The organism is Spirillospora albida, from assembly GCF_000718255.1.
Taxonomy (GTDB): domain Bacteria; phylum Actinomycetota; class Actinomycetes; order Streptosporangiales; family Streptosporangiaceae; genus Spirillospora; species Spirillospora albida.
This window is the reverse complement of the sequence record NZ_JOFJ01000005.1, coordinates 41,257-59,981: the sequence shown is the minus strand read 5'-3', so window position 1 is coordinate 59,981 and position 18,725 is coordinate 41,257. Positions and strand designations below refer to the sequence as shown.

13 protein-coding genes are annotated in these 18,725 nt (G+C 74.4%); 7 read left to right on the top strand and 6 right to left on the bottom strand.

Annotated elements, in window-relative coordinates; translation table 11 throughout:
* The first annotated feature begins 111 nt into the window (after positions 1 to 111).
* On the top strand, positions 112 to 1,800 hold the full coding sequence (locus tag IE99_RS0108400; RefSeq protein ID WP_030166213.1) for a bifunctional 3'-5' exonuclease/DNA polymerase: 1,689 nt from the start codon (positions 112 to 114) through the stop codon (positions 1,798 to 1,800).
* On the opposite strand, the gene IE99_RS0108395 is transcribed toward IE99_RS0108400, so the two are convergent.
* The 5 genes from IE99_RS0108395 to IE99_RS0108375 form a co-directional block, all read right to left on the bottom strand.
* Positions 1,782 to 2,582, bottom strand: a complete 801-nt coding sequence (locus tag IE99_RS0108395; protein WP_051712338.1) for an ABC transporter ATP-binding protein — start codon at positions 2,580 to 2,582, stop codon at positions 1,782 to 1,784. The two genes, IE99_RS0108400 and IE99_RS0108395, sit on opposite strands and share 19 nt — an antisense overlap.
* 5 nt (positions 2,583 to 2,587) lie before the next feature.
* Positions 2,588 to 4,192: a benzoylformate decarboxylase gene (gene mdlC / locus IE99_RS0108390; protein WP_030166207.1), complete on the bottom strand. Its 1,605-nt coding sequence runs from the start codon at positions 4,190 to 4,192 to the stop codon at positions 2,588 to 2,590.
* On the bottom strand, positions 4,189 to 5,031 hold the full coding sequence (locus IE99_RS0108385) for an ABC transporter permease (RefSeq protein ID WP_084219374.1): 843 nt from the start codon (positions 5,029 to 5,031) through the stop codon (positions 4,189 to 4,191). The genes mdlC and IE99_RS0108385 overlap by 4 nt, the downstream gene beginning before the upstream one ends.
* Positions 5,028 to 5,762 (bottom strand): ABC transporter permease, encoded by a 735-nt coding sequence (locus IE99_RS0108380; RefSeq protein ID WP_245623142.1) that lies wholly within the window; start codon positions 5,760 to 5,762, stop codon positions 5,028 to 5,030. Before IE99_RS0108380 ends, IE99_RS0108385 begins: the two co-directional genes overlap by 4 nt.
* A 94-nt stretch (positions 5,763 to 5,856) precedes the next feature.
* Positions 5,857 to 6,834, bottom strand: a complete 978-nt coding sequence (locus IE99_RS0108375) for an ABC transporter substrate-binding protein (RefSeq protein WP_030166198.1) — start codon at positions 6,832 to 6,834, stop codon at positions 5,857 to 5,859.
* Between the two features lie 586 nt (positions 6,835 to 7,420).
* On the opposite strand from IE99_RS0108375, the gene IE99_RS33385 reads away from it, so the two are divergent.
* From IE99_RS33385 to IE99_RS30130, 6 genes are all read left to right on the top strand, one after another.
* A complete protein-coding gene (locus IE99_RS33385) occupies positions 7,421 to 10,720 on the top strand; it encodes a sensor histidine kinase (protein WP_051712280.1) in 3,300 nt (1,099 codons plus the stop codon).
* A complete protein-coding gene (locus tag IE99_RS0108365) occupies positions 10,717 to 11,160 on the top strand; it encodes a roadblock/LC7 domain-containing protein (RefSeq protein WP_030166192.1) in 444 nt (147 codons plus the stop codon). Before IE99_RS33385 ends, IE99_RS0108365 begins: the two co-directional genes overlap by 4 nt.
* A gap of 29 nt (positions 11,161 to 11,189) precedes the next feature.
* A complete protein-coding gene (locus IE99_RS0108360; RefSeq protein ID WP_030166188.1) occupies positions 11,190 to 11,609 on the top strand; it encodes a DUF742 domain-containing protein in 420 nt (139 codons plus the stop codon).
* Positions 11,610 to 11,613: 4 nt separating this feature from the next.
* Positions 11,614 to 12,234 carry a GTP-binding protein gene (locus IE99_RS0108355; RefSeq protein WP_030166185.1) on the top strand — a complete coding sequence of 207 codons (621 nt, stop codon included), beginning with the start codon at positions 11,614 to 11,616 and terminating at the stop codon, positions 12,232 to 12,234.
* Positions 12,235 to 12,289: 55 nt separating this feature from the next.
* Positions 12,290 to 13,066 (top strand): SGNH/GDSL hydrolase family protein, encoded by a 777-nt coding sequence (locus IE99_RS0108350; RefSeq protein ID WP_030166183.1) that lies wholly within the window; start codon positions 12,290 to 12,292, stop codon positions 13,064 to 13,066.
* A gap of 65 nt (positions 13,067 to 13,131) precedes the next feature.
* Entirely contained in the window at positions 13,132 to 16,689 is a 3,558-nt protein-coding gene (locus tag IE99_RS30130; protein ID WP_051712278.1) for an AAA family ATPase, read from the top strand.
* Here the strand turns inward: IE99_RS30130 and IE99_RS0108340 are convergent.
* A complete protein-coding gene (locus IE99_RS0108340; RefSeq protein WP_084219373.1) occupies positions 16,686 to 18,620 on the bottom strand; it encodes an ABC transporter ATP-binding protein in 1,935 nt (644 codons plus the stop codon). The genes IE99_RS30130 and IE99_RS0108340 overlap by 4 nt on opposite strands.
* Positions 18,621 to 18,725 lie beyond the last annotated feature (105 nt).

Here is an 18,725-nt window from a genome sequence, read left to right as displayed (position 1 = left end):
GGGGCGACCCGCAGCGGGGCCGCGGCCCTGGCCCCTCTGAAGACCCCTCCGCCCAGCGGAGGGGTCTTTCTCGTGGACGGAAGTGTCGGCGGCGGGCGCGACACTGGGCGGGTGCGCATCGCGGTGGCCGCCCGCGCCGGGGGCGGGGGAGAGCTGCTCGTCCTCACCGAGGACGGGACGCCGAGCGGTCCCGCGGAGACCGTCCCCGACCTCGCCGCGGCGATCGCCCGGCATGAGCGCGCCGACGCGCCCCGCTGGGTGTGGGCGTCGACGGCCCGGCTGTACCCGCGGCTGCTGCGCGCGGATGTGCGGGTCGCGCGCTGCCACGACCTCGAACTCGTCGAGAACCTCCTGCTCGGCCATGCCGGACGGCACGGCGAGCCGCGTTCGGTCGCGGCGGCCTGGGCGCGGCTGGCGGGCGAGCCCGTCCCGTCCGACCGGGCGCCGCACCGCGCGTCGGCGCAGGCGTCCCTCTTCGGGGACGATGGCGACGACGGGCCCGGCGACGACCTGCGGCGGATCGTGGCCGTGCACGCCGAGCAGCGCAAGGGCATCGCCGCCCTGGACGGCTTCGCGCTGCTCGCGGCGGCGGAGTCGGCCGGGGCGCTGGCCGCCGCCGAGATGGGGCACGACGGGCTGCCCTGGTCGGCCGCCGAGCACGACGCCCTGCTCTCCGGCATGCTCGGCCCGCGCCCCGCGGGCGGCCTGCGCCCGCGCCGCCTGCAGGACCTCGCCGACCGCATCGACGCCGCGTTCGGCGGCGGTCCGGGCGGCGCCCCCGGCGGGCGGGTGCACCTCAACCCCGATTCGCCCGCCCAGATCCTCAAGGCGTTCGCGGCGGCCGGGCTGCCGATCCCGTCGACGCGCGCGCACGTGCTGAAGGGCGTCGACCACCCGGCCGTCCCGCTGCTGCTGGAGTACAAGGAGCTGGCCCGCCTGCACACCGCCCACGGCTGGGCCTGGCTCGACACGTGGGTGCGGGACGGGCGGTTCCGCCCCGAGTACGTCGTGGGCGGAGTCGTGTCCGGGCGCTGGGCCACCAGCGGCGGCGGCGCGCTGCAGATCCCGCGCGTCCTGCGGCGGGCCGTGGTCGCCGATCCCGGCTGGTCCCTGGTCGTCGCGGACGCGGCGCAGCTGGAGCCCCGCGTGCTCGCGGCCCTCGCCGGCGACCGCGCCTTCGCCTCCGCCGCCGCCCACGGCGACCTCTACGCCGCGCTGGCCGGGGCGTTCCGCACCGACGACGGCCCCGGCGGGCACAGCGCCCGCGACAAGGCCAAGATCGCGCTGCTGTCGGCCATGTACGGCGGGGGGACGGGCGAGGCCGTGCGGTTCCTCGCCGTGCTCAGGAACCGGTTCCCGGACGCGTTCGCGTTCGTCGAGGCCGCCGCCCGCGAGGGGGAGCGCGGCGGGCTCGTCCGGTCCCTGCTCGGCCGCACCTGCCCGCCGCCGTCGGCCGACTGGCGGGAGCTGACATCGGAGGGCGAGGCGGAGACGGCGGGCCGGGCCCTGCGCGGCCGGGGCCGGTTCACCCGCAATTTCGTCGTCCAGGCGACCGCGGCCGACTGGGCGCTCGCGCTGCTCGCCACGCTCCGCCGCCGGCTCACCGCGCTGGGCGCGCCCCGGCTGGTGTTCTTCCAGCACGACGAGGTCGTCGTGCACACCCCGGCGGAGCTCGCCGCGGCCGTGACCGAAGCGGTCCACGCGAGCGCCGACGAGGCGCGCCGCCTGCTGTTCGGCGGCACGCCCGTCGTGTTCCCGATGGAGGTCGCGGTCGTCGACCGCTACTCCGACGCCAAGTGATCCGCCGGCCCGCCGTCCGCCGCGCCACCGTCCGCCGCGCCGCCGCGGACGAGGCGGCCGACCTCCGCCCGCAGCCGGACGAAGGCGGGGTCGGCCCGGGTCGCGATCTGGTCCCGGTCGGGCGGCAGCGTGACCGTCAGCTCCTTGCGGATCCGCCCGGGGTCGCGGGCGAGCACCACGACCCGGTCGCCGAGGTACACGCTCTCGTCGATGTCGTGGGTGACCAGCAGGATGGTCATGCCCTCGTCCCGGTGGAACCGCAGGACGAGGTCCTCCAGGTCCTCGCGGGTCTGCGCGTCCACGGAGCCGAACGGCTCGTCCATCAGCAGCAGGGACGGGCGGTAGGCGAGCGCCCGCGCGATCGACACGCGCTGCTGCATGCCGCCCGACAGCTGCCACGGGTACTTCGCCGCCGCGTCCTCCAGGCCGACCGACCGCAGCGCCCGCAGGGCCTCCGCGCGCCGCTCGCCCTTGCCGAGCCCCCGGCGCCGCAGCGGAAGCGCGACGTTGTCCCGCACCGTCAGCCAGGGCATCAGCGAGCGGCTGTAGTCCTGGAAGACGACGGCGAGGCCGTCCGGGACCCCGTCGATCGCGGTCCCGTTCAGCACGACGCTCCCCGCGGTCGGCGCGATGAGGCCGGCGATGCAGCGCAGCAGCGTGGACTTCCCGCAGCCGGACGGCCCGACGATGGTGACCAGCTCCTTCTCTGCCACCGTCAGGTTCACGTCCCGCAGGACGTGGTGGTCGCCGTAGGAGTGGCCGAGCCCGGTGATCTCGAGCATCCCGGTCACCGCGCCCACGGCTCGTAGGCGGGGGAGTCGTCGGGGACGACGCTCACGTCCAGGATGAACGGCCCGTCGTGCGCCATCCCCTCGGCCAGGGCCGCGTCGAGGTCGGCGGCGGCGGAGACCGTCCGCCCGGGGACGCCGAGGCCCTTGGCGAGGGTGACGAAGTCGATGCCCGGGATGTCGGTGCCGGGGACGGTGTCCATCTCGATCCTGCGGCCGAGGGCCTTCACGGCGCCGTAGCCGCGGTTGTTGAGCACCAGGACGGTCATCGGGACGTTCTGCTGGGCGGCCGTCCACAGCGCCTGCACCGAGTACATGATCGAGCCGTCGCCGATGACGCAGACGACGCGCTCGCCCGCCCCGGCGACCGCGCGGCCGACCGCGACCGGCAGCCCCCAGCCGAGGGCGCCGCTGCCGGTGGTCAGGAAGCCGCCGGAGCGGGTGATCGGCAGCCGGGCGTGGAACAGGTCCCGGTGGCTCGGGCACTCCTCCACGATGACCGCGTCCGCGGGGAGGTGGTCGCGGAGGGCCTCGATGACGAAAGCCGGGTCCATCGGGTCGGCGGCCCCCGGCCGGGCGAGCGCGGCGCGCGGCTCGGGTGCGGGCCGGTCCGCCTTGTCGACGAGGTCCAGCAGGCCGGACACGCCGGCGTCGATCGTCGTCAGGACGCTCGTGCCGACGGGCGCCCACGCGGTCTGCGCCGGGTCGCAGTCGAAGTGGAACAGTTTCGCGCCGTCCGGGATGAACGGGCCCTCGCTGTGCACGTGGTAGGTGAACACGGGGGCGCCGAGGACCAGGACGACGTCGTGCCCCTCCAGCCGCGCGGCGAGCTGGTCCCTGACCGGGGGCAGGAACCCCTGGAACAGGCGGTGGTCCTCGGGGAAGCCGGACCGGCCCGACAGCGGGCTGATCCACACCGGGGCGCCGGCCTTCTCCGCCAGCTCGACGACGAGGGGCAGCGCGCCCTCGTCCTCCACGCCGGGACCCACGACGATCACGGGGTTCGCGGCGCCGTTGAGGGCGTCGGCCACCTCGCGGAGCGCGGCGGGCTCGGGGGCGAACCCGGTCCGCACCGCGCGGTGCGGGACGGGCTCGGCGGGCCGGTCCCAGTCGTCCTCGGGGACCGACAGGAACACCGGCCCGCACGGCGGCGTCATCGCCACGCGGTACGCCTCGGCGAGCGCGGCCGGGACGTCCTCGCCGCGCTCGGTCTGGCGGGACCACTTCACGTAGGGACGCGGGAAGAGGGCGGGCTCGTCCGCGCCGAGGAACGGCCGCGTCGGCAGCATGGCGCGGGACTGCTGGCCCGCGATGATGACCACCGGGACGCGGTCGCGGTGGGCGTTGAAGACGGCGCCGAGCGAGTGCCCGACGCCGCCCGCGGAGTGCAGGCTGACGAGGGCGGCGTTGCCGGTGCCGAGGGCGTGGCCCGCGGCGGCGGCGACCGCCACCGTCTCCTGCAGGGCGAGGACGTAGGAGAAGTCGTCGGGGAAGTCGCGGAACATCCGCAGCTCGGTCGAGCCGGGATTGCCGTAGACGGTGGTCATGCCCGCGCGCCGGCAGAAGTCGAAGAAGGCGTCCCGGACGGTGAACTCCGTGGTCATGCGTCTGCCTTTCGCGCCCCGCGGTGCCAGCCGAGGACCCGGCGTTCGACCGCGAGCAGGATGGTGTTGAACAGGTAGCCCAGGATGCCGAGCAGCACGATGACCGCCCAGACGGTGGGCAGGTCGGACTGGCTCTGCGCGTTGGTCAGCTCGAACCCCAGCCCGTCGGACGTGCCGGGGAGCAGCTCGGAGAAGATCATCAGGATGAGCGCGAGGGACAGGGCGAGCCGCAGTCCCGCGAAGATCTTCGGCAGCGCCGAGGGGATCACGATGTAGCGGATCCGGTCGGGACCCGACAGCCGGAACGTCTCGGCCGTGTCCATCTGCAGCCGGTCGACGCTGCGGGCGCCGTCGGCGGTGTTGAGCAGGATCGGCCAGACCGCGCTGAACACGATCGAGGCGACCTGCATCTGCGTGCCGAGGTTGAACAGCACGATGAACACGGGAACGAGCGTGGGCGGCGGGATGACCCGCGCGAACTGCACGAGCGGGTCGAGGTAGGCGAACGCCCGCTCGGAGCGGCCGAGCGCGAGGCCGACGGCGACGCCGGCCACGGTGGCGATCGCCAGTCCGAGCGCCATCCGGCCGAGGCTCGGCCCGATGGCGTCGCCGGCCTGCTCCGTGAGGAACAGCCGGCCGACGGGCCCGGAGAACCAGATCTCGTGCATCCACCGCACGATGTCGGAGGGCGGGGGGAAGAAGACGCTGCCGGCGATCCGGGTCGCGGCCTCCCAGCACGCGACGAGGACGGCCAGTGGCAGCCAGCGGTGCAGGACGCCCAGGGCGAGCCGGGCGGCCACGCCGCGGCGCCGGGGGGCGGTCGCGGTGGCGGTGGTCACGACGCACCACTCCTCAGGGCCTTGTGCCAGCGGAACATCCGGTTCTCGCCCTGGACGAGGACGGTGTCGATGATCAGCCCGATGCAGCCGGCCCAGACCGTCCCGGCGAGGACGTCGAGGTTGCCGTCCGGGGCGGCGCCGGCCTGGGCGATGAACATGCCGAGGCCCTCGCCGAAGCCGGACAGGATCTCGGTGCCGACCGCGAGGATCAGCGCCACGCCGGCGGCGATCCGCACCCCGGTCGCGATGAACGGGGCCGCGCTGCGCAGCGACACCCGGAGCAGGACCTGGCCGCGGCCGAAGCCGAACGAGCGCAGGGTCTCCTTCGCGACCGGGTCGACGTCCTTCAGGCCGTACATGGTGTTGAACAGGATCGGCCAGCTCGCCGCGTAGACGATCAGCGGCACCTCCATCTCCAGGCCGGAGCCGAGCAGCAGCCCGGCCAGCGGGATGAGGGCGACCGACGGGATGGGGCGCAGGAACTCGATGATCGCCTGCACCGCGGTGTTCACGGCCGGGACGCTGCCGAGCAGCAGCCCGAGCGGCACCGCGACGGCGGTGGCGATGAGGAGCCCGAGCGCCCAGGCGGTGAGGGTGACGCGGACGCCGTGCAGGAAGACGGGGTCGCCGAACAGCTCGAGCGCCCGTGCGGTGATGGACGAGGCGGGGGGCAGATAGGAACGGTCCACAACGCCTGCCCTGCCGAGGATCTCGCTCGCCAGGAACAGCATCGCCACCCCGGCGGCCCCTCGCGCCCAGATGCCTGGGCGCGAGAGGCCGCGGGACGGCGTCGACTCGTGTGCCATGGGTGTCGGTGCCCGGCCGTCAGGAGGTCGGCTGGAAGAGCACCGGCTTGATGTCCGTCTTCTCCTTGAGCAGCCCGGCCGAGTTCATCAGGTCGACGACCCGCTGCATGCGGGTGGCGTTCAGCGAGGTCGGGTAGCCCGGCAGCGTGATCACCGAGGCGACCTGCTTGTCGATCCTGGCGTAGGTCGGCAGGACCTCCTCGACGCGCTTGCGGTCGCCCGCCGCGAGCGCCTGGGCCTTGAGGATGGCCCGCTGGAACGCCGCGCTCGTCTTCGGGTTGTCGCCGGTGAACTTCTGGGTGGCCACGTAGCCGCTGATCGGCACGCCGGTGACCGGCTGGCTGCCGCCGTCCACGACCACCCGGGCGCCGAGCTTCTTCTGGGTGTCGGAGAGGAAGGGCTCGACGACGTGGATGGCGTCGACCTGCCCCTTCTCCAGCGCCGTCGCCATCTGCGGGAACGGGATCGCGGTGTAGTTCACCTTGGTGGGGTCGACGTTGTTCGCCTTGAGGATGGCGTTGAGCGTCAGCCCCTGGATGTTGTTGAGGATGTTGACCGCGACCTTCTTGCCCTCGAGGTCCTTGGCGGTCTTGATGTCCGACTTCGGCAGGACGAGGACGTTCATCATGTTCGAGGTGAGGGTGGCCCCCTCCGCGAGCACGCTGAGCTTGAGCGTGCCCTTGTCCTGCGCCTGGAGGAACGTGACGTAGTTCGCGCCGGCGATCAGGTCGACGTCGCCCTTGATGAGGGCGGGCATCGCCAGGGTGCTCTGCGCGACGGGCTTGATCTGGACCTTCAGCCCTTCCTTCTCGAAGAGCTTCTGCTTCTGGGCGATGTGGAGGGCGGCGCCGTCCACGAGCGGCAGCGAGGCGACGGTCAGCGTCGTCTTCTCCAGGCCCTTGCCGCCTCCGTCGGAGTCGGAGCCGCCGCAGGCGGCGAGCGGAAGGGCGAGTGTGAGAACGCCGAGTAGAGCCGTAAGCCTTCTGGATCGCCTCATGGCACTCCTTATTCGCGGGGGGAGGGGTCCGGCGTGGCGAGGTCGCCGGATGTGCGTCCGGGCGGGCCGGGCCGGTCAGGGGCCGGCGCGCCTGATGATCACGAGCACCGGAGCGTAGCGCGGACTGGCGCATTTAGGGTGATCGGTCCCGAATTGCGTGACTGTCTTGTGTCCTGCCGCGGGGCGGTCCGCGCCCGGCGGCCGGACGGCCCGCGCGCCGCCGTAACGATCGATCGCCGGGCCATCGCGGAACGTGAACATCGGGATGCGGCCGCACTGGCGGCCGATAAATGCGATCATGTGGAGCGAAGTGGCCAAACAGCGGACATCACTGTTCGCGGAGAAAGCAGTCGCCCCGGAAAGTACTCACTCAGAGTGAGCGGTTGTGTGCGAGAAATCGGACAAATGTGACGAACGGGCGACCGTCGGAATAGGCGGTATGGACTCGTCTAGGGTCCTTTGCGGCCCCACCGGGGATGTGCTGCAATGTCTCGCGCCGGAGGCGGACGATGGTGCATTTGACCCTTCGTGGCGGTTCGACCACCGAGGATTCCGCCCATCGTGATGGAGAGGGTGTAAACGCCGCATGAAACCAGGCGACGCAGGTCGCGACCATCCTCAGCCTCAAGGCGTCGAGGCGTGGCAGGCCCCTTCGACGCGGGCGGGCTCCAGGCTGAGCCTGCGGAACTGGCGCGTCCCCCAGCGGCTCATCGTACTGATCCTCGTCCCGACGGCCGCGGCCGTCCTGCTCGCCGGGCTGCGCATCTCCAGCTCGGCGGAGACGGCGGCGGCCTACGGGCGGGTCGAGCGCATGGCGGAGCTGGGCGAGACGCTCACCCGCTTCGTGCACGAGTTCGCCGCGGAGCGCGACCTCACCATCGAGTACATCGCCACCGGCCGGGACGCCGCGCTGCGCCGGACGCTGCGCGACCAGCAGGAGAAGACCGACGCGCAGCTCGACTCCGCGCGGGGCGCGGCCCAGCGGATCGACGCCTCCCACGGCAGCGAGGCCGTCCGGGACGCGACCGCCGTGCTCGGCCGCCTCGACGGCCTGGCCGCGCTGCGCTCGCTCTCGGTCGACACCAAGGTCCCGGCGTTCACCGTGCTGCAGAAGTACTCGGAGTCCACCGGGGAACTGGTGGAGATCCTCGACGGTCTGTCGCAGAACGTCGCCGACGCCGAGCTCGCGGAGTCCAGCCGGGCCCTCGGCTCCCTCGCCCGCGCCAAGGACGCCGTCTCCCGCGAGCGGGCCCTGCTGCTCATCGCGGCGCGCTCCCGCCGGCTGGCGTCCGACGAGCTGAACGCCCTCACGGCCGCCCGCGCCCAGGAGGACTCCGAGCTCAACGCCTTCGGCGGCTCGGCGTCGCTGGCCCAGCGCCAGCTGCTGGAGGACACCGTCGTCGGCACGCAGATCGACCGGGCGCGCGACCTGCGCCAGCGGGTGATCGCCTCGGCGAGCGCCAACGGCGGGCGGCTGCCCGCCTCGCTCGGCACCGCGCAGTCCGCCCTGGTGATCCGCACCGCGATGACCTCCATGATCGACCAGATGCGCGCCGTCGAGCAGCGCATCGCCGCCGACATCCGCGCCGACAGCGACCGCGAGAGCGGCGCCGCGACCACCTCCACGATCATCGAGGCCGTGGTCGCCGGGCTGCTGCTGCTGATCGTCCTGGCGATCACCGCCGTGATGGCCCGCTCCCTGGTGCGCCCGCTGCGCCGGCTGCAGAGCGGCGCGCTGGAGATCGCCGGCGCCCGGCTGCCCGGCCTGGTCGACCGGCTCCGCGATCCCGAGGCCGCCGCCGGCGGCATCGAGGTCGAGCCGATCGACATCGACTCCACCGACGAGATCGGGCAGGTGGCGCGGGCGTTCGACGAGGTCCACCGGGAGGCCGTCCGGCTCGCCGCCGACGAGGCCGTCCTGCGCGGCAACATCAACGCGATGTTCGTCAACCTGTCCCGCCGCAGCCAGTCGCTGATCGAGCGGCAGCTGAAGCTCATCGAGGAGCTGGAGCAGAGCGAGCGGGACGAGGAGCAGCTCGCCAACCTGTTCCGGCTGGACCACCTCGCCACCCGCATGCGCCGCAACAACGAGAACCTCCTCGTCCTCGGCGGCCAGGAGCAGGTGCGCCGGTGGAACCGGCCGGTCCCGCTCATCGACGTCGTCCGCGCCTCGCTGTCGGAGGTCGAGCAGTACGAGCGGGTGTCCCTGCGCGTCCAGGGCGACATGACCGTCGGCGGCCCGGTCGTCAACGACCTCGTCCACCTGCTGGCCGAGCTGATCGAGAACGCCACGGTGTTCTCGTCCGACCACACCAAGGTCACGGTGTCCGGGCAGATGCTGACCGGCGGCGGCGCCATGCTGCAGATCACCGACAGCGGCGTCGGGATGGCGCCCGAGGAGCTGGAGCAGGCCAACTGGCGGCTGGTCAACCCGCCCGTCATCGACTTCGGCGCGGCCCGCCGCATGGGCCTGTTCGTCGTCGGCCGCCTCGCCGTCCGGCACGGCATCCGGGTCGAGCTGCGCGCCGCGCAGGGCGGCGGCCTCACCGCGTTCGTCGTGCTGCCGGACGCGGCCGTCAGCCCCGGCGAGCCCGCCGGCGTCGGCACCCGCGGCTTCGGCACCCGGGAGAGCCCGCAGCTCGCCGCGCTCACCGCGATGACCGAGCCGCCCGCGATCGGCGGCGCGTTCCGGGACGAGCCCCCGGCGATGGCGCCGCCCGCGCGCGCCACCGGCGGCAACCCCATGGTCGGCGGCAGCGGCGCCCACCGCATCCTCGGCGGCGAGGGGACGGGCCGTCCCGGCCACGGCATCACCGGCCCGCAGCCCGTCCTCGGCGGGACGGGTCCGCTGCCCGCGGTCGGCGGTCCCGGCACCGGTCCGCTCCCGCGCGTCCCGGAGGAGCCGGCGGGGCCGGCGGTGCCCGAGCCGCGCACCCCGGCCGACCGGCGGCCCGCCCGCGGACCCGGCGAGCTGCCCGTCCGTCAGCCGGGCGCCCAGCTGCCCGGCCGCCCGTCCCGGTCGGACGACGGCCCGAACGGGCTGTTCCAGCCGAGCGAGGACCGCGAGCGGGAGCCCGCCGTCCGCGACGAACCGGTGCGCGACCTGCCGGCGCACGACGTACCGGCCTACGAGGCGCCGGCCCACGAGGCACCGGCGCAGCCGGGCGGCCTGTACCGGCGCGATTCCCGCACCGGGCCGCTGCCCGTCGTGCCCGAGGCGCAGCCGGCGGTCCCCGAGCCCGCCGGGAACCGGCAGATCTCCTGGGAGACCGGTCCGTTCCAGCAGGTCGCCGACATGGCCGCGCACGCGGAGCCGGCCGGCCGGGGTCCCCTCCCGCCGGACGCCGGCCGTCCCGACGAATTCGGAACGGAGCCGCCCATGCCCGACCCGTCCGGCTACGACGGCGCGCCCGCGCCGGCCCGGCAGGACCCCCCGCGCGTCCCCGCGCGATCCCCGATCTTCGACGCCATGCAGTCGGAGTGGTTCCAGCGCCGGACCGACGGCGAGCCCGGCGGCCGTGAATGGGAGTCCCCGGCGGACGCGGGGTTCCGCGCCGCCGAGGCCGCCCGGGAACCGGTGGCCGAGACCCGCACGTCCGTCGGGCTCCCCAAGCGGGTGCCCGGCAAGAACAGGGTGCCGGGGGCGGTGAACCGGTCGCAGGCCGGACCGGCCCCGCAGGCGCGGCCGCCGGCCGCGCCGGACCCAGGTCGGGCCGTTCCCGGTCAGGCCGTCCCCGGAGCCCCGGGACAGACGGCCGATGTCGTACGCAACCGTTTCGCGAGCCTGCAGCGCGGCGTCCACCGGGCCCGCACCGAGGCACGCGACGGGGGCACGTCAGGTGAGGCGCCGTCGCAGGGCGACGGCGAGACAGGAGGCACCCGGTGAGCGGGCAGGATCTGAACTGGCTGGTGACGAATTTCGCGGACCGGGTCCCGAAGGTCGCGCACGCCGTAGTGGTCTCCTCCGACGGGCTGCCCATGGCCTACTCGTCGGGGTTCCCGCCGGAGCGGGCGGACCAGCTGTCGGCGATCGCGTCCGGGCTGATGAGCCTGACCCAGGGCGCGGCGAAGATCTTCGACGCGGGCGGGGTGAACCAGACCGTCGTCGAGATGGACCGCGGGCTGCTGTTCGTCATGGCCATCGCGAACGGCTCGGTGTTCGCCGTGCTGGCGGCGCCCGACTGCGATCTCGGACTGGTGGCGTACGAGATGACGCTGCTGGTCGAGCGGGTGGGCCGGGTGCTGACCCCGGCGCTGCGCGCCCAGGAGCAGCCGCCCTACGGGCCGCCGGTGACCGGGATGGGCGCCGGCCCCGCCCGCTTTTGACGTGACTGACTCTGACGGAGGTCGGCGACATGGATCGAGGCAGTCCCTACGGCGGCGGTCACGGGGGCTGGTCGGGAGACCCCGGCCCCGGCGGGCCCCAGGACGAGGCGAGCTCGCTGGTGCGGCCCTACGCCGTCACCGGCGGGCGGGTGAAGCCGCGCTACGACCTCGCCATCGAGGCGCTGGTCACCGCGGCCGCCTACCCGCCCCGTGACGTCGCCGTGCTGACCCCCGAGTACCGGGCGATCATGGACCTGTGCCGGTCCGCCCGGTCGGTCGCGGAGGTGTCCGCGCTGCTGCGGCTGCCGCTCGGCGTCGCCCGCGTCCTCATCGCCGACATGGCCGTCGAAGGGCTGCTGCGCCTGCACCAGTCGCGGCCCGCCACCACCGGCGGACAGCCGGACCTACGTCTGTTGGAAAGGGTGCTCAGTGGCCTTCGGAAGCTCTGACCAGATGGTGCCGTCCGGCCCGGACGCCGAGCTCACCTCGGTCAAGATCGTCGTCGGCGGGGGGTTCGGCGTCGGGAAGACGACCTTCGTCGGCTCGGTGTCGGAGATCATGCCGCTCACCACCGAGGCCGTCATGACCGCGGCCAGCGCCGACGTCGACGACCTGTCCGCGGTCCCGGACAAGACGACCACCACGGTCGCGATGGACTTCGGCCGCGTCTCGCTCGACAGCGAGCTGATCCTGTACCTGTTCGGCACCCCCGGTCAGCACCGCTTCTGGTTCATGTGGGACGACCTCGTCCGCGGCGCGATCGGCGCGGTGGTGCTGGTCGACACGCGCCGGCTGGAGGACTGCTTCGCCGCCGTCGACTACTTCGAGGAGCTCGGGCTCCCGTTCGTCGTCGGCGTCAACGGGTTCCACGGTGAGTTCCAGTACGCGGTCGAGGACATCCGGGACGCCCTGTCGATCAGCGCCCATGTCCCGATCGTGCAGTGCGACGCCCGCAGCCGCGAGTCGACGAAGCGGGTGCTCATCACGCTCGTCCAGCACGCGATGACCGTCCACGCCCAGGCCGCCCCACCCGCCGCGCCCGGCATCGGCACCGCCTCCCCTAGCTGGACGTAGGCGCCCGGTGACTACGGTCGCGTAGGAATGTGTGCAGGATGCATCATTTCGTGGCGTGAACGACCTACCGCATCCCATCTCGACCTATGTCGCCCTCGGCGACAGCTTCACGGAGGGGCTCAACGACCCCTACCCGGGTGAGGACGACCGCTTCCGCGGCTGGGCGGACCGGCTCGCCGAGCACCTGGCCGCCGCGAACCCCGGCCTCCGGTACGCGAACCTCGCCGTGCGCGGCAAGCTCGTCCGGCAGGTCCTGGACGACCAGGTCCCGCGGGCCGTGCGGCTCGCGCCCGACCTCGTGACGATCTGCGCGGGCGGCAACGACATCATCCGGCCCGGCGCCGACCCGGACGCCCTCGCGGTGGTGTTCGACGAGGCCGTCCGGGCGCTGCGGGGCGCCGGGGCGCGGGTCGTCGTGTTCACCGGCTTCGACACCCGCGGCCTGCGCAGCGGCGGACGCGTCCGGGGCCGGGCCGCGACCTACAACATGCACCTGCGCGCGATCGCCGACCGGCGCGGCTGCGCGGTCGTCGACCTGTGGTCGCTGCGGATCTTCAACGACCCCCGCGCCTGGCACGAGGACCGGCTGCACCTGTCGGCGGAGGGCCACCGCCGGATGGCCCTGTTCGTCGCGGAGACGATCGGCGTGCCCACCGAGGGCGACTGGCGCGAGCCGTGGCCCCCGGCCGACCCGGTCGACTGGCTCACCCAGCGCCGCGAGGACGTCCACTGGGCCCGCGCCTACCTCCTCCCGTGGATGGGGCGCCGCGCCACCGGCCGCTCCAGCGGCGACGGCCGCGACCCGAAACGCCCCACTCCTCTGCCGCTCTGAGCCTCGCGACGCAGGATGGGGGCCGAGGGTTGTGCGGTCCGCCGCGTGCGGGAAGGATCGCGAGCGTGAACGCTCCCCGGCTGCCCGACCATCTGGAACTGCTCCTCACCGACGAACCCGTCCTGGACGTGTACGCGTACGGGCCGTGGCGGGTCCCCGACGGGCTGTACGAGGAGCTCCGGGAACGCGCCGTCGCGTACAACGACGACCCGCGCGCGGTCGTGCTGAAGCGGCGGCTGAGCGACTTCTACGGGGAGGGGACCGGCACCGCGGGCGCGGAGCAGTGGTCGCTGCTGACGTTCCTGCTGGGGGCGGCGGCCGTCCGCGGCGGGTCGCGCGGGGACGTGGACTACGAGCTGCTGTCGGACTTCCTCGCCGTGCCGGAGACCGCCGTCCGGGACCCGGAGCAGTGGTTCACCCAGGGCGGCCGGTGGCGCCCGCCCGGCCTGTGGCTGCCCGAGCCCGCCGGCGACGACCCCGACCGGCGCGCCGTCATGTTCGAGGTCGCCCGCGCGGGCCTCGACGTGTTCGAGGGCCTGGAGCCGCTGGAGACCCGCCGCGGGGCGCTGGCCGGGCTGTTCGACCGGCACGCCGCCGACCCGGTGCTGCGGGAGCGCGACCTCGCCGTCCCGCGCGACGGGCTGGAGGCCGCGTGGGCGGACGGGCTGACCGACGGCGAGCTCGCCGCGCTGCCCGAACTCGGCGGGCCGGTCGCCTACCTCGGCTGGGCGTGCGACGGGCTCGCCGCCGCGCACGAGGCCCTCGCCGGCGCGGTCGCGGACGGCGACGACGCCGACACCGCCCTCGCGCGGCTGCTGCTCGCCGCCGGCGTCGCGGTCGTCCCGGCCGAGCTCGCGGTCGTCCTCGGCACCGACCGCTACGAACGCGTCGAGGAGCGCCTGCGCGCCGCCCGCGACGCGTTCGAGCCGGAGTCCTGGCAGGAGCACGTGCGGACCTGGCTCGCGCGGGGCCTCGTCGCCGGGGAGGCGGACGCCTCGCGCGCCTGGGTCGACATGGCCGTCCGGATCACCGGTGCCGTGCAGGGCCTGCCGGACGCGGCCACGAGCCCGCGCTGCCTGGTGCCCGTCCGGCGTTTCCAGGCCGACCTGCGGCGCCTGTTCGCGCCGCGCCGCGTCATCGCCAACCCGATCGCGTTCCGGCGGCCCGTGCGGGACGAGGCCGCGGGCCCGGTCCCCGCCGACCACGCCGGTCCCGCGCTGGTGGGCCAGCCGGAACTCGCCCGCGCCGTGCAGGACGCGGTCGCCGCGCGGCTGGCGGGGGAGCGGCCCGTCCGGCTGCTCATCGCCGGCCCGGAGGGCACCGGCAAGGGCACCGCCGCCGAGCTCGTCGAGGCGCGGCTCGCCGCCGCCGGCCTCGTCCACGAGGCCATGTGGATCTCCGACCAGGTCTTCGCCTCGCTCGGGGTGAGCGACGCCGTGCTGTGGCTGCAGGGCCGGGTCCGCGACTGCCGGGAGGGGCGGCGGCTCCTCGTCCTGGACGACCTGGAGCGGCTCGTCACCTACGAGCGCTGCGGCGCCGCCGCCGTCGAGGAGCTCCGGCGGCTCATGGCGCGCTTCCCCGACCTGGACGTCGTCGCGCTGTGCCGCCCCGGCGGCGCCCGTCGCCTGTTCGACGTGAACCCGGCGCTGGTCCGCGCGTTCGACACCGTCCGGACCCGCGACCTCACCGCCGCCGACTTCACCGAGCTGTTCACCCGGGCCGTCGCCCGGCGCGGCGCCCGCGCCGGCGGCGACGTCGCGGCCACCGCCGGGCTGCTGCTCAGCCGCACCCCGCCGCTGCTCAACCTGCGCGGCGCCCGGCTCGTCGAGCACCTCGCCGCGCAGTGCGCCGCCGCCGCGGCCGCCCGGGGCGCGGCGCCCGGCGAGGCGCCCGAGGTCACCGCCGCGGACCTGCCGCAGCGGCTGCTCACCGGCCGGCACGCCGAGACCGACCCGCGCGCCGAGCTCGCCGCCTGCCCCGGCATCGAACCGGTGAAGCGGGAGGTGGACGCGCTCGTCGCGGAGGCCCGCGCCGCCCGGATGCGGCGGGAGGCGGGCATGGCCGTCGCGTCGCGGCCCCCGCACCTCGTGTTCGCGGGCGACCCCGGCACCTTCAAGACGCGCGTCGCCCGGATCCTCGGCCGCCTCTACGCGGACGTCGGCGTCCTGTCGTCCGGCCACATGATCGAGGTCGACCGGGCCGACCTGCTCGGGGAGTACGCCAGCGAGACCGTGCTGCGGGTCCGGCGGGCGGTCGAGCAGGCCCTCGGCGGCGTCCTCGTCGTCCGGGACGCGCACACGTTCGCCCCCGCCGGGACCGACGCCGCCCGGGGGCGCGAGGCCCTCGACATGCTGCTGACCGCCGTCCAGGCGCACGAGGGCGACCTCGTCGTCGTCCTCACCGGGCCGGAGGCGGAGCTGAACGGGCTGCTGAAGTCGGACGCCGGCCTCGCCGCCCGCTTCCCCCGGACGGTCCGGTTCCCCGACCTCACCGACGACGAGCTCATCGAGGTCTTCGCCGCCAAGGCGGCCGACGCCGGGTTCGCGCTCGCCCCCGGCGTCCTCGACCGGGTCCGCGGGCTCCTCCAGGGCGCGTCCCGCGACCGCGCGTTCGGCAACGCGCGCCTCATGGCCAACCTCCTCGACCGGGCCGTCGCGATGCAGGGCCGCCGTGTCCTCGCCGACGGGATCGTGAACGAGGACGAGTCGCTCGACGAGATCCTCCTCATCGACGTCCCCGACACTCTCGCGCCCGGCCGCGACGAGGTCCCCGGCGACCCGCTCGCCGAGATCGACCGGCTCATCGGGCTCGACCCGATCAAGCGGGAGGTGGCGGCGCTCGTCGCCGAGGCCCGCGCCGAGCAGATGCGCCGGGACGCCGGGGTCCCGCTCGCGTCCCCCACCCGGCACATGGTGTTCATGGGCAATCCCGGCACCGCGAAGACCACCATCGCGCGGCTCGTCGCCGCCGTGTACGCGCGGCTCGGCCTGCTGTCGTCCGGCCACCTGGTGGAGGTCACCCGCGCGGACCTGGTCGCCGAGTTCGTGGGGCAGACCGCCCCGCGCGTCCGCGCGGCGGTCGAGCGCGCCCTGGGCGGGGTCCTGTTCGTGGACGAGGCGTACGCGCTGTCGGCGGCGGGAGGGGACCAGCGCGACTTCGGCCACGAGGCCGTCTCCGAACTCCTCCGCCTGATGGAGGAGCACCGCGGCGACCTCGTCGTCATCGTCGCCGGCTACGACGCCGAGATGGAGCGCTTCCTGAAGTTCAACCCCGGGCTGGACTCCCGGTTCCCGAAGATGCTGCGCTTCCCCGACTACTCCGACGACGAGCTCGTCACGATCTTCGAGTCGATGGCGACCGCGGCCGGGTTCACCGTCGCGCCCGGCGTGCTGGAGGCACTGCGCGCCCGGCTCGCCGCCCATCCGCGCGGGGCGTCCTTCGGCAACGCCCGGCTCGTCCGCAACCTCCTGGACGCGGCGATCTCCCGGCAGGCCCAGCGCATCACCGCCGCCCACGACGACGGCGACACGCCGGAGGCCACCGAGGTGCGCCACCTCCGCCCGGAGGACCTCCCGGAGGCGCCCTCCGCCGACCCCGGTCCCTCCTTCGGCCACTACATCTAGGCCGCGTAGGCGTCCGCCTGGAGGGAGTACAGGTCGGCGTAGAGGCCGCCCTGGGCCATGAGGGCCGCGTGGTCGCCCTCCTGCGTGACCTTGCCGTGCTCGAGGACGTAGATGCGGTCCGCGTAGCGCACGCTCGCGAGGCGGTGCGTGATGAGCAGGACCGTCCGCCCGTCCGCGTGCGTGCGGATGCGCTCGAACAGCAGGTGCTCGGCGCGGGCGTCCAGCGACGCGGACGGCTCGTCGCAGATCAGCAGCGGCGCGTCCCGGTAGAAGCCGCGCGCCGCCGCGAGCCGCTGCCACTGGCCGCCCGACAGCTCCGCGCCGCCCTCGAACCGGCGGTCGAGGAGCGTGTCGTAGCCGCGCTGCAGATCGGCGACCACCTCGTCCGCGCCGGCCGCGGCGGCGGCGGCGAGCAGCGGCGCGTCCGTGGCGGGCTCCCGGCCCATGGTGATGTTCTGCCGGGCGGTCATCGGCCAGTGCGTGTACTCCTGGGCGATGACGGCGATGCGGTCCCACACGTCCTCGGGCGGGACGGACGCGAGATCGACGCCGTCCCAGCGGACCTGCCCGCCGTCCGGCGCGTACAGGCCCGCGATGATCTTCGAGAGGGTCGTCTTGCCGGACCCGTTCTCCCCGACGAGCGCGACCACCTCCCCCTTGCGGAGAGTGAGCGAGACGCCGTTCAGGGACGGCCTGTCCGCCCCCGGGTAGGTGAACGCGATGTCCCTGACCTCGATGCGGGCGAAGTCGTCCGGCAGCGGCCCGGCCGCGACCGCCCGCCTGGGCGGCACCTTCTTCTCGGCGGTCGCCAGGAAGTCGAGGTAGTCGCCGAAGTAGAGGCCCTCCTCATAGCACTGGTTCACCGCGAACACGAGGTTGGCCAGGGCGGTCTGCCCCGTCCGGATCGTCAGCACGGCCGTCCCGGCCACGGCCAGCGGCACCCACCCCTGCCACAGCATCAGGCCGAGCGCCGCGTACACGCAGGCCGTCGCGACACCCTTCAGCACGTCGCCGCCGGCGCGCGCGAGCGTCTGCCGGCGCGCCAGGTCCAGCTCCACGCTCCGCTGGTGGGCCGCGAACCGGTCGTACTCGCCGAGCAGGAACGACCGCATGGTGAACGACCGCACCTCCGCAGCGTGCCGCCGCTCCGTCATGAGGTTCGACAGGATCCACTTGCGGCGCGTCACCCCCACCATCGCGAGCATCGTCAGGTACTGCATCCGCGCCGCCCGCACCGACGCCCAGCCCTCCGGCAGGGCCGTGAGCAGCAGCAGCGGCAGCAGCACCGGGTGCAGGACGCCGAGCGTCCCGGCCGCCGCGACCACCCCGACGACGCCGGTCAGGACGTCCACCGCCGCCTGGACGACCCGCGGCGCCGAGGACATCCCGCGCGTCTCCGCGCGCTGCAGCTCGTCCAGGAAGTCGGAGTCGTCGAGCGCGGTGAGGTCCACCGCCGTGGTCGTCTCGTACAGCCGCGTCTCGACCAGCCGCTGCACCTGCGGGCGCAGCCGCGCCTGTGCCCAGCCCGCCGCGGTCTGCAGTCCCGCCCGCAGGGTGATCGCCCCCGCCACCAGCGCCAGCGACGGCAGCGCCGCCCGCACCCGTTCCGGCGTGGGGCCCGCGCTGAACAGCGCCGTCAGGACCCCCGTCGTGGCGAGCAGCCCGAAGGCGGTGAAGATCCCGGCGAGCAGGTTCAGTCCGATCGTCACCGCGGTGTCGGCCCGGTTCGCCCGCCAGGCCAGCCCCGCCGCCCGCGCGATCACGGAGGGCAGCCGCCGCGCCATCGTGACCATCCCGGTCTCGGCGACCTCACGGTCCTTCGCGTGCCAGATGTGGGCGCTCAGCTCCGGCAGCTGCGACCCGCCCGGATCCGCGGCCGCCGGCCGCCTCTTTCGCCCTGCCCTCCAGCGGAAACGGCGTCCTGCTCCCATCGGCGTCCTCCGTGCCTGTATGCGACCCCAGGTGGAGTGTGCGACGCGAGTACGACATTGTCCCCTTCGAATGTCACAAAGAGCGGTGATTGAGACCGTTGAGCA

Coding starts and splice junctions, on each gene's coding strand:
- IE99_RS33385 (WP_051712280.1), top strand. CDS start 7,421: ATGAAACCAGGCGACGCAGGTCGCGACCATCCTCAGCCTCAAGGCGTC.
- IE99_RS0108340 (WP_084219373.1), bottom strand. CDS start 18,620: ATGGGAGCAGGACGCCGTTTCCGCTGGAGGGCAGGGCGAAAGAGGCGG.
- IE99_RS0108355 (WP_030166185.1), top strand. CDS start 11,614: ATGGTGCCGTCCGGCCCGGACGCCGAGCTCACCTCGGTCAAGATCGTC.
- IE99_RS0108375 (WP_030166198.1), bottom strand. CDS start 6,834: ATGAGGCGATCCAGAAGGCTTACGGCTCTACTCGGCGTTCTCACACTC.
- IE99_RS0108395 (WP_051712338.1), bottom strand. CDS start 2,582: ATGCTCGAGATCACCGGGCTCGGCCACTCCTACGGCGACCACCACGTC.
- IE99_RS0108380 (WP_245623142.1), bottom strand. CDS start 5,762: ATGCTGTTCCTGGCGAGCGAGATCCTCGGCAGGGCAGGCGTTGTGGAC.
- mdlC (WP_030166207.1), bottom strand. CDS start 4,192: ATGACCACGGAGTTCACCGTCCGGGACGCCTTCTTCGACTTCTGCCGG.
- IE99_RS0108360 (WP_030166188.1), top strand. CDS start 11,190: ATGGATCGAGGCAGTCCCTACGGCGGCGGTCACGGGGGCTGGTCGGGA.